Origin of the sequence: Rudaea sp. 3F27F6 (assembly GCF_005503555.1) — a bacterium.
Classification (GTDB): Bacteria; Pseudomonadota; Gammaproteobacteria; order Xanthomonadales; family Rhodanobacteraceae; genus Rudaea.
The window spans coordinates 448,678-460,353 of record NZ_SCNG01000005.1; the positions used below are offsets into that span (position 1 = coordinate 448,678).

Annotated in this window: 7 protein-coding genes; 4 read left to right on the forward strand and 3 right to left on the reverse strand. The window is 61.5% G+C overall.

Features of this window, described 5'->3' with window-relative positions; all coding sequences use genetic code 11:
- The first annotated feature begins 984 nt into the window (after positions 1 to 984).
- Complete coding sequence (locus tag FFS30_RS19645; protein ID WP_171014749.1) at positions 985 to 4,869, forward strand: RHS repeat-associated core domain-containing protein; 3,885 nt, start codon at positions 985 to 987, stop codon at positions 4,867 to 4,869.
- A gap of 157 nt (positions 4,870 to 5,026) precedes the next feature.
- Here FFS30_RS19645 and FFS30_RS19650 read toward each other — a convergent pair whose 3' ends face one another.
- On the reverse strand, positions 5,027 to 5,275 hold the full coding sequence (locus tag FFS30_RS19650) for a hypothetical protein (RefSeq protein WP_137914886.1): 249 nt from the start codon (positions 5,273 to 5,275) through the stop codon (positions 5,027 to 5,029).
- Positions 5,276 to 5,573: 298 nt separating this feature from the next.
- Here FFS30_RS19650 and FFS30_RS19655 point away from each other — a divergent pair, with 298 nt between their 5' ends.
- The 3 genes from FFS30_RS19655 (at position 5,574) to FFS30_RS19665 (ending at position 8,361) form a co-directional block, all read left to right on the forward strand.
- On the forward strand, positions 5,574 to 6,263 hold the full coding sequence (locus tag FFS30_RS19655) for an alpha/beta hydrolase (protein WP_137914887.1): 690 nt from the start codon (positions 5,574 to 5,576) through the stop codon (positions 6,261 to 6,263).
- A 223-nt stretch (positions 6,264 to 6,486) separates the two neighbouring features.
- Complete coding sequence (locus FFS30_RS19660) at positions 6,487 to 7,569, forward strand: hypothetical protein (protein ID WP_137914888.1); 1,083 nt, start codon at positions 6,487 to 6,489, stop codon at positions 7,567 to 7,569.
- 315 nt (positions 7,570 to 7,884) lie between these two features.
- Positions 7,885 to 8,361 (forward strand): c-type cytochrome, encoded by a 477-nt coding sequence (locus FFS30_RS19665; protein ID WP_137914889.1) that lies wholly within the window; start codon positions 7,885 to 7,887, stop codon positions 8,359 to 8,361.
- 36 nt (positions 8,362 to 8,397) lie between these two features.
- Here FFS30_RS19665 and FFS30_RS19670 read toward each other — a convergent pair whose 3' ends face one another.
- Both FFS30_RS19670 and FFS30_RS19675 read right to left on the reverse strand, forming a co-directional pair.
- Entirely contained in the window at positions 8,398 to 9,825 is a 1,428-nt protein-coding gene (locus FFS30_RS19670; RefSeq protein ID WP_137914890.1) for a DUF1501 domain-containing protein, read from the reverse strand.
- A gap of 8 nt (positions 9,826 to 9,833) precedes the next feature.
- Positions 9,834 to 11,615, reverse strand: coding sequence for a DUF1800 family protein (locus FFS30_RS19675; RefSeq protein WP_137914891.1), 1,782 nt, complete (start codon positions 11,613 to 11,615; stop codon positions 9,834 to 9,836).
- Between the last annotated feature and the right edge of the window lie 61 nt (positions 11,616 to 11,676).

Consider the following 11,676-nt stretch of genomic DNA (forward strand, 5'->3'; position numbering starts at 1 on the left):
GGAAACTTTTTAAGGAGCTGATGAATGCGAGATTTAGCTAGGAACGGCAAGTTTCGACTACTCCGACTTATAACTGCTTTCTTTGGGTTCGTTTTCGTTTTAGGGCTGGCGGCGCAGAATGCGAACGGGCAAGCCTGCAAACAAGATGGCGGCACAGCGCAATGTACGAGTCCCGATCCGCTGCCTGCTTTCTACGAGCCCGGAGGATTCGACTTCTGCTTTGCAGTGCCAGGATTGGGTGTCGGACCTGCCGCTCCCAACGACTACTATCCATCCAGCTATGGTTTCTCGACGGAGCAGGGTGCAGTAGATTTTATGCAGCAGTCGATCGTATGTGGCTCGTCCCGCTTCTGCTCGATCGCTTTGACCCCGAATGCGCCCTTTGACAATACCGGTTTCAATTCGGCAATGGCGTGTAGGCAAAGCGGAGCTACACCCACGAACACGAACTGCTATTCGGGTTACCTGATAACTTCCAGCACGAGAGATAGCCAGGGCGTGTGCGGCTCTGTGACCTCGCAGGCTGGTCTGGAAATGTTTCGGTATAAGCCGACGCGTTGTCCTCCCGGATATAGTTGGGGAATGCGTTCTTCGACAGGGGAGATGGTATGCATGCTCAACTTGCCTCAAGACAATACCTGTCCTGTAAGCCATCCCGCTCAGCCCGCAAGCGGGGCTAAGGTCTTCAACGAGACCGACTTCTCGCTGCCGGGAAGTCCCCTGCACTTGAAGCGCGTATACAACAGTTTTGGCTACTGGCCGCCAAGTGGCGCCATCGGACCGGCCGATTCAACCTGGGGACCCTTTTGGCGCTTGGATTACGATCGGCGCCTGTACGTTGTGAGCGGCACCGGGGATATTGCCTATGCGGTTGTGCGCCCCGATTTCGGTGCTCGCTATTTCACCAGTTCAGGCGCCGAGGAAACGCACTGGAACGGGCGGGTAGCTGACGTGTTGACCCCGTTGGCTGGAGGCGGGTGGCAGGTGTCCACCCAGAACGACGAAATCGAAACCTACAATGCGTCAGGTCAGTTGATCGCGCTGTGGGACAAGACCAATCTCACCCAGACCTTGACCTATGACAGCAACGGACGGCTCCAGCAGGTCACTGACAGCCGAGGACGGTCTCTGACATTCTCTTACGGGCTCTCGGGAGTCAATGCTTCGACGACGAATGTCGTCTCGGTCACCACACCGGATAATCGGGTATACCAATACTCCATCAGTCTGTTCGGCAGTTTATATAGTGTGAGCTATCCGGATTCGACCCAACGCCTGTACCAATATGGCGATAGCAGTTTTCTCGCGAATGCCAATGCCGTTATTGGTGTGGTAGACGAGAATGGGTCCCTCTACGAGGGAATCACCTACGACAACCAAAGGCGGGTGGCTTCGACTTATCTCGCCCCCAATGTCGCCAACGGCACGATTGATCTCACGCAATTTTCCTATCACACCTATAGCACGACGGTCAGCCGAACGATCAACGCATCCGATTCAACACCGGTCGTGCAGACCTCCGTTCTGGGCTTCACGGCCGTAAACGGTGTGAACAATTTTGCTTCGAGCACTCAGCCTTGCCCGGCCTGCGGTGGTGTACAAAGCAAGCAATACGATGCGGCCGGATACGTATCCAGCGCCACCGATTTCAACGGCAATACGACACAGTACACCTATGACGATACGCGTGGCTTGGAGAAACGGCGCGTGGAAGCCAGTGGCACGGCATCGGCCAAAACGATCAATACGACTTGGAACGCCAATTTCCGTGTCCCCGATTCGCGTACCGTCGTCAATGCCAGCAATGCCACCGAATCGCTGACCAAGTGGGCTTACAACACTCGCGGCCAAGTCCTCTCGCGCTGCGAGATCGATCCTTCCGTATCGAGTGCCTCGTCCTACACCTGCGGCTCATCCACGAATGCGCCGCTCGGCGTACGCCAAGCCTCCTACACCTATTGCGAACAAGCCGGCGTCACCGCAGGCACTTGTCCCTTAGTCGGCCTGGTCCTCACCGTCGACGGCGCACGCACCGATGTCTCCGACGTCACGACCTACGCGTACTACCAGACGACCGATGTCTCCGGCTGCGCCACGCTCGGCGGTACCTGCCACTACCTCGGCGATCTCTATCAAGTCACCAACGCGCTCGGCCAGACCACGACTTCCGTCAGCTACGACAAGAACGGCCGTGTCACGCGCATGAAGGACGCGAATGGCACCGTCACCGACATGAGCTACCACCCGCGCGGCTGGCTGCTCACGCGCACCGTGCGCGCCAACGTCGACGGCTCGGCCTCGTCGGGCGATGCGATCACAACGTTCGCCTACGATGGCGTCGGCCAGGTGACCAGGATCACTCAGCCCGACGGCGCGTATCTGTCCTATACCTACGACGCCGCGCATCGTCTGACCGACATCACCGACAACGCCGGCAACACGATTCACTACACCCTCGATGCGGCCGGCAATCGCACCCAGGAACAGACCAAGGACCCGACGAACACGCTCACGCGCGCGTTGTCGCGCCAGTACGATCAGTTGAGCCACCTGACCAAGACGCTCAACGCGGCCAACGCGGCCGTGCAGACCTACCAGAACCCGGCCGAGGCGGCGCCCACGGGCATCACCTATACCAACGGCTACGACGGCAACGGCAATGCGATCTACTCCGTGGACGGCAACGGCGTCGGCACCGAGAACCAGTACGACGCACTCAGCCGGCTGACCAAGACCCTCCAAGACCACGCCGGCACCGGCACAACCAAGGACACGGCCACGCAGTACGCCTACGATGCGCGCGACAACCTGCGCAGCGTCACCGACCCGGACGGCCTCGTCACGAGCTACACCTACGACGGCCTCAACAACCTTTCCGCGCTGCAAAGCCCCGATACGGGAGCTAGCGGCTACACCTACGATGCGACCGGCAATCGCAGCGGTCAGACCGATGCGCGAGGTGTCACTTCCACCTACAGCTATGATGCGTTGAACCGCCTGACCGGCATCGGCTATCCGACCACGAGCCTCAACGTCAGTTATTCCTACGACCAAGCCAACACGACGACTGGCTGCGCGAGTTCGTATCCGCAAGGAAGACTGACCACGATCACGGATAGCTCGGGCAGCACCGTCTACTGCTACGACCGCCGCGGCAACGTGACGAGCAAGAAGCAGACGGCCAACGGCGTCGTCTCGACCGTGAGCTACGCCTATACCGTGGCCGACCGCGTCCAGTCCATCACTTATCCGAGCGGCGCGATCGTCGGCTACGCGCGCAATGCGCTGGGCCAGATCACCGCGATCACGTATCAGGCGAACGCCACGGCGAGCGCACAAAACCTCGTTGCGAGCGCGAGTTACCTGCCGTTCGGCCCATTGAGCCAGATCGGTTTCGGCAACGGGCGTAGCCTGAGCAAGACCTACGATCAGGACTACGCGATCGACAAAGTGGTTAGCTCCGATCCGAACGGACTGATCGTTGATGCGACGGTCGATCCACTCGGCAACCTGGTCAATGCGAGCAGCTCGGTCAACGCGAATCCGCCGACGCAGAGCTACCAGTACGACGCGCTGTATCGCCTGACGACGAGCCAGACCGGCGCGACACCGCCGTCGCCGCTGGAGAGCTATGCCTACAGCAAGACCGGCGACCGCACGAGCGCGGCGCTGAACGGCGGCGCCGCAACGGCCTATGCCTACACGGCCGGCACGCATCGCCTGCAGAGCGTCGGCACCAATGCGCGCAGCTACGATGCGAACGGCAACACGACGAGCACGAACGGCAATGCCTTCAGCTACGACGACCGCAACCGGCTCAGCGCATTGAACGCGAACCTGCCGAGCGGTACGCAGGCGACCTACAGCTACAACGGCAAAGGCGAGCGCGTGGCGAAGCTGATCGGCGCGTCGGGTCAACTGCAGACCGCGACAACCTTCGTCTACGGTGAAGGCGGCCAGCTTCTCGGCGAATACGCGAACGGCAACAGTCAGGAGTATGTCTACCTCGACGGCATCCCGGTCGGCATCGTGACGGCCGCACCGCAGACGGGCGGCGGCACGCAGAATCGGATGTACTACGTCGAGACCGACCAACTCGGCACGCCGCGGGCGGCGGTGCTGCCGGGTGCGACGACCTCAGCCGATACGATCGCGTGGAAGTGGGATTACTTCGGGTCGGCGTTTGGGACGCATCAGCCGGGCGTACAGACGCTGGTGGTCAATTTTAGGTTTCCCGGCCAGTACTTCGATGCAGAGACGGGACTCAACTACAACTACTTCCGGGGCTATGACCAAGCCACCGGGAGGTACATCGAGTCCGATCCAATTGGATTGGCGGGTGGAATCAATACCTACGGTTACGTGGGCAGTAATCCTCTTGATTCTGGGGATCCTTTCGGGTTGACCAAGGTCACAGGTACTTGGGTTTCGCCACCACGTCTTAACCTAACAGGTGTAGGAATCGATGGCACCGAACTGGTGCCAGTTCACTGGTCGTGGTGGGGGTATCTGAAATTCGTCAGAGTGCACGGCCACGCGAACGGGTATGTAAATATCGACGTGAAGTGTGAAGCGGAATCTGAAGTCGATTGCCAACGGAATTCACGTCAATGGGAGATGCACCTGCAAATCAATAACTCTTATTACGGGAGTTTTGACTGGGGGCCTAATTTATATGCTAGCGCCATCGGGTTAAGGGCAGGAATAGGTGGAACCATCGGCGCCAATATGCTCCTTGGAAGCGCGGCAGCTGCGCAGGCGGAGCTCGAAATGCTTCGCAGATTAGATGCGAGAGCAGGGGCGCTAATCCGGCAATTGATGGAGAATGGGCCGACAGCGATCTGTATGCTTCATGCCTTGGCTAGATAGCGCGGAAATTCGTATGTCTCAGTTGCTTTCCACTCAGTGCCCGGTATGCCGGCAGCCGGCGGTTGCTGCCCTCAAACTTCTTTTCCTCGGACCATTGAAAATCATTCGTTGTCGGAACTGCAATTCGGGCATCGGTTTATCACCTACGATTCCAGTCTTAGGGATTATGTATTCCACTTTGGCTTTTCCTGCTGGAGCGATCTTTACCATCTGGCAGATACAGTCTTTTGGTAGTCCGCTGCTGCTCATCCTTTTCTTTATCCTTGGCGGTGTAGCGGTGTGCGTACCTGCCGTACTTCTTGTACTTTTTTTTGGTCGACTGATCGTTAAGTTGCCCTCGTAGTGCAGGCAATATTGCAATCCACTGATCAGGCGCATCGGACACATTGAATCTGGCTTCGCCCATTGCTTGAATGTTTAGCGGCTACCCGAACTTTGTGGCGTTCACCTCGCGCAGGTAGCCACAATCATCGACCTTCAAACTACTCAAGCATAGAACCAGACGGAATTCGAGGACGTTTAGAAGTACCAGCCGGTATCGTCACTGTGATCGCAGGTAGAGCGACCTTCGTCACAAAAAAAGAGTAGTCTGCCCGGCAGAAAGGCTTGGAGTCCGAGCCACGCAAAGGCTCCGCGCATCGACGCCGGCCGCCGTAGCTTCGATGCGCTTCCCAAGCGGCGGGCCGATATCAAGGAGGCGGGCTGTGAGCGACAAACCTGCAATCGTTCTTGTTCATGGTTTCTGGGGAGGCGCGGCGCACTGGAGCAAGGTGATCGTCGAGTTGACGCGCAAAGGACACACGAAGCTGCGCGCGGTCGAGGTTCCGTTGACGTCGTTGGCCGACGATGCGGAACGCACGCGCAAGATGGTGGCTCAGCAGAACGGTCCCGTGTTGCTGGTCGGGCATTCGTACGGCGGCGCGGTCATCACCGCGGCGGGCGATCTGCCGAATGTGGTCGGGCTGGTTTACATCGCGGCGTTTGCACCCGATGCGGGTGAGAGTCCCGGAGGCATCAGCCAGGCCAAGCCGCCCGCGGCATTCAGCAATATCGCGCCCGACAGCGACGGCTACCTGTGGATCCAGTACGACAAGTTCCACGAGAGTTTCTGCCAGGACTTGAGCGCCGACGAAGCGCTGGTCATGGCGATCACGCAGAAGGCGCCGCTCGGCAGCACGTTCGCCGACGTGATCACCGCGCCCGCGTGGAAGAAGAAACCTTCGTGGTATCAGATTTCCAGCGAAGACCGCATGATCAATCCCGAGAACCAGAAGATGATGTCGGCGCGCATGAATCCGCGCAAAGTCATCACGCTGTCGGCAGGCCACGCTTCGCTGGCGTCGCATCCGGTCGAAGTCGCCGGCTTGATCGACGAGGCGACATCGTCCGCATAAGACGAAGTGAAGATGTGCGCTCTCCCGCGGACGCAAGTTCCGGGAGCGCGCGATAACCGCTGCTTGCTTGCAACTCGGTCGGCAAACTCGTTCGATCGAGAGTCCCTAGGGAAAACCCTAGCTAGGGTCGCCCCCGATTGGAAACGTTTACATCGCCGCCTATGGTGCTATCCGGGTCTATCTCTTCAGCAGCCCGCGGTCGTTTCCGCAAGCGAGGTGTCTCATGGCAGACAATGCAGGTGGCATAGGCGGCGCTGGCGGCGTCGGTGGAATGAACAGCGTCGCCCACACGCAGGACAACGACGCGGCCGGCGCGCAAATGGCAAGTCTGCACGGGGCTTCGGCGCAACAAGCGTCGGCTCAAGTCGCGCAGCAGCACCAGACGGAACAGGCCGCGCAGCAAGAGACGGCGCAGACGGCCTTGGCCACGGCGCACTTCAATTCCGAGGCGCAGGCGCCGCCGTCGCTGGCCGCGCAGCAATTGGCCGCGTTCTCGGCTGCGGCCGCTCCGGCGGCGCAGCAGCAGATCAACACGTTCAGTGCTGCGATGGATCCGGCCCAGGCGCTCGCTGCTCCGGCGCGGCAGATGTTGGCGCAGTCCGCGCAGGACGCAGCGGCGACGCCGCAGACCTTGCAGAGCATCGACCCGGTGGTGGCGCAACAACCGTTCACTGCTTTGTCGGTGCCAACGCTTACCGCGCAACAAGCGGCCACGTTGCAGAGCGCGCTGAACACGCCGGGATATTCCGTTTCAACCGCGACGGAAACGCAATTGGCGCAGGCCCGCGCGATCATGCAGCTCGACAAGGCTCCCAATCCCTGGGCGGCGCCCGAGATCAAGAAACCTTCGTTAGAGAACAATCCGACTTTCAACACGGGCTTCATCTCGAATTACGGCTTGCCGATCACCGGCAATCAACTGCCGGCCTTGACCGTGTCGCCCGGAACGCAGACCTGGATGAAACCCTCCGGCGCGCTGCCCGACATCGGCGGTACCGTGGCCCTCGGCGCGGTCGCATCGCTGCCGAGCGACTATGCAACACGGCTGGGCTTCAAGAACGCCGACTTCGGCGGCTTCGCGGCGACCAACGTCGCCAATCTGATCAAAGGCATGAATATCCGCAGCCAGGACATTGCGCTCGGAATCAAACTGCAGGGCGATACCTCAAACGGAGGCAATCTGTCGTTGTCGGGCAGCGCAACGTTCAACCACGGCAGGTTCCAGCATGCCGACGTCAACGTGCATGGGTCCGAGGACTGGACCAATCCGGTGAGCCGGGCGAATCTGCCGGATTCGCGCCCGTAAGCCTCCGCGTCTTCGCTGCAACTCGCGCCGCAAAGAACGTACGGCGCTTCGGCAGCGGGTCGCGCAACGTTCGCAAGACGCGCTGTCATGCCGAACTTGCAGGACGTCTGAAGAATTCCGCGCAGGAATTCTTTGCGCGCTTTAGGCGCGGCGCATGTGCGGCTGCGACGCATCCGGCGCTTACAGGCCCGGTCCGCTCACAGTCGGGTTGACCGATCGCCAACACGATGAGCCGAAATTTCCTCGATTGCGCTAATGATGGCGAGGTGGTGACGCGCCTCGTTGTTTTTGCACACTCGAACGAAGGAAATTCCGATGAAGTTCAAAACGCCCCTGCTGCTGGCCGCCATGGCCGCGACGGCAGGCTTGAGCATGGTTGCGACCGCGACCGAAACGGCTGCGTCATCGCAGGTGCAGCGCGGCCGCTATCTGGTCCGTGTGACCGGCTGCAACGACTGCCACACGCCCGGCTACGCGCAGAGCGGCGGCCAGACCGATGAGAAATTGTGGCTGACCGGCGATGCGCTCGGTTGGAAAGGGCCGTGGGGCACGACCTACGCGACCAATCTGCGCCTGTTCCTCGACAAGCTCAGCGAACCGCAGTGGCTGGCGCATGCGCGCACGATGCAGCCGCGCCAGCCGATGCCGTGGTACAGCATGCGTGCGATGAGCGACGAAGATCTCAGAGCGATCTACGCGTTCGTGAAGACGCTCGGACCCGCCGGCGTTGCCGCGCCGGCGTATGTGCCGCCGAGCAAGCCGGTCCAAGGACCGGTCGTGCAATTTCCGTAAATCGCGGGCCGGCGGCACTCGCCGCGGCCCGCGTTGTCAGGAGAGGAAGCCCAAGTCCGCGGTCGGAAAATTCTTCACGTACGGAAAAATTTCCGCGATATCGCAGCTCTGCACGCCGAGCCAGCTTGCGAGCGTCGCCGAGTACTGATCGCACGACACGCCGGGCATCATCTGTCCGCGCGCGAGGCAGTCGGGTCCGTTGAGTGCCTGGTTCGGAAACACGCTGCCGCTCGCCGCGGGCGCGCCATAGATGCGCTGGCCTTTCACCGCACCGCCCATGACGAACTGCATGCCGGCCCAGGCATGGTCGGTGCCGTCGCCGTTCGAGTTCAGCGTACGCGCGAATTCGGATAGGGTGAAGGTGGTCACCGACTGCGGAATTTTCAGATCGTTGATCGTGCAGTTATTGAACGCGGCCAATGCCTGCGAGATCGTCGTGAATAGCTTCGGCTGTTCAGTGAGCTGGTTGTCGTGCGAATCGAAGCTGCCGTAGCCGATAAAGAAAATCTGCCGCTTCGCGCCGAGCTTGTCGCGCACCGAAATGATCTTGGCGATCTGCTGCAGCGCCGCGGCGATCGGGTTGTTGGCCGGGAACGGCGTGGTCAGCGCGGGCGCGGCGGCGAGCGCGGTCTGCATGGTCTGGTAGTAGCCGAGCGAGTTGTTCACGGTCTTCGCGTAGGTGCGCGAGAACGGATCGGCATAGGTCTGCGCGAGCATCTGTTCGAGCGCGGACAGGCGCCCGGCACCGCCCGTACCGGTGTAGCCGTTGAGCCCGACCGGGCCCGACGCGGTCAGCGTGTACGGCTGGATCGAATCGCCGACCTGGAAGCGGTTCTGTCCGCTCAGCGACAGCGACATCGGCACGGTCATGCCCGGATTGAGCACGTGCAGGCGATCGGCGAGCAGGCCGCCCCAGCCGGTCACGCCGTTCTGCTTGGGCTGGCCGTACTGCCACTGCGCCTGCTGGTCGGCGTGCGAGAACAGTTGCGGCGGCACCGGATAACCCGGCGTCAGGTACTGCGACTTGTTGATCGGCTGCAGAGCCGTGCCGACGTTGACGACGAAGGCCGCGTTGCCGGCGTTGAATACGCTGGCGAGTTCGGTCAGGTTCGGATGCAGGCCATAGGTTTCGCCGCTGCCTGCGCCGAGCACGTTGACCGGCACGAGCGTGTTCTGCGCGATCGCCATGCCGGCCGGCGGCCCGCCGCTGCGCGCCGTGCTGTAGGCGGCATAGCGCGTGCTGTCGCTCGGAATCAGCATGTTCCACGAATCGTTGCCGCCGAGCAGGAACAGGCAGACGAGGGCCTTGTAGTCGCCGACCGGTGCATAGCTGCAACCCTGCGCGAGCGCGGAGTTGAGCAGGCCGAACTGGGTCATCAATGCGCCGCCGGTCGACAGCGCGAAGCTGCTGCAGGCGGCATTGCGCAGGAAATCGCGGCGCGAGCGGGAGAAAGAAGTCGTCATGGCGATTCTCACTTTTGGATCGCGAATTCGGGGGACGCGAGCACGAGCTGCAGCGCGGTCTGCGTGCGCCCGAGCGCGTTGCTCGCGGGCACCTGGTTGACCGCGCTCGCGATCGCGGTGTGGCTCGTCGCGCTCAGTTGTCCGTAGAGCAGATCGTGGTTGATCTGTTCGATCAGCGTATCGATGTTGCCGGCGAGCGCGTTAAGGCCGTCGAGGTCGATCGCGATCGTCGACGCGGTGTTCTTCGGATTGCCCTTGTACGCACCGACCCTCGAAGCAAGGTCGTTCGCCGTGCTGATCGTGCTGGTTTCGCTGAGGATCTGGAATTGCGGACCGAACAGCCCGGAGTCGCCGAGTTCGCCGGGCGGCAGATAGCTCGGCGAGTAGAAGTTGAACACCGACGACGCGCCTTCGGGCCGTTCCGCGTAGTTCGACTGCGGATTCGGAAAAGTATACAAACCGCTGGTCGAGGCCGCGCCGTAGTAGCGCCACAATGCGGTGAGCTTGAGCAGCGGTTCGCGCGCCTTGCCAAAGACGAGATTCGGGTACTGCGACGGGATCGTGCCGGTCAAGGCTTCATTGTCGGTAAGCACCGCGGTGACGACCTTGCCGAGATCGCCGCCGCTCGCATTGAACACAGCGGACACGCGCGCGACGTAGGCCGGCGTCGGATTGCTGGTCACGAGTTGCTGGATCAACTGGCGCGAAATGAACGGCGCGACGTTCGGATGATTGACCAGCACGGCGAGCCCTTGCTGCAGATCGCTGGCGCAAGGCAGGTTCGCCGGCAGCGTCTTCGCGTCCGAATTGGCGCCGTAATTGCCGGTGTAGCTCAGCAGGCTCTTCGCGCCGAAGTCGTGATACTTGTCGTAGCAGGTCAGCGGCTGGTATTCGGCGATCGACCAGCTCGTGGACGAAGCCGGGTTGGTGTAGAAGCCGGTCGTATAGCTCCAGCCGGTGAACACGCGCGCGTAGGCGCCGACCACGGACTGCGGGTAGCTCGGGATCGGATTGCCGTTCGCGTCGAGTTTCGGCGTGCCGTCCTGGTTGAGCAGCACGAGGCCGATCGTGAACAACTGCATCACTTCGCGTGCGTAGTTCTCGTCGGGCGACGTGCCGATTTTCGGATTCGCCGGCACGTTGCGCAGATAGGTGAGCATGTGCGACATCGCCGGGCTCAGGGTGACGTCGTAGATCAAGTTGTAGAACGTCGGCGCGTGCGGCGTGTAGTTGGTGTCGGTCCAGCCGCCGACGTCGCGCGCGAGCATGTCGTAGTACTCGGCGAGTGAAATCGGATCTTCGTTGAGTCCGGCGAATTGGTCGGACACCACCATGATCTGCGACAGCGCCCAGGCCACGCGCTGACGCAACTGGTCCGGCGCGGTGACCGCGTTGTTGAACCAGGCTTCCATGCGGTCGTTCTGGCCGGGATTCTGCACAGCCTTGTCGAGCGACTCGACGTACGGTCGCATCGGCGACGCCGGCATCGCGAGCTGTTTGGCGATCCAGCCGTGATAGCCGAGGCTGCGCAGTTCGGCGATCGCAGCAGGCGTCGGTCCGAACGTGGCCATGGTGAGAAAACGCGCGGCCTGCGCGTCGGTGGCCGGTGTGTCGAGCATCAGGCCCGGCAGATCGCGCGCGGGGTCGGGAAGCGTGTGCGGCAGCGGAACTCTCGGTGCGACGTCGGCGGCCTGGACTGCGCCGCAGCAGGCGAGCAGGGCGATGACGAATGCGGATGCTTTGCGAGAGGAAAAACGGGACGATCGAGGACGGAACGGGAACGGTCGCATGGAAGGCTCCTGCGAAGGAAGATCGACGGCTCGGACTCTCCGCTCCCCCGGAGACATAGCA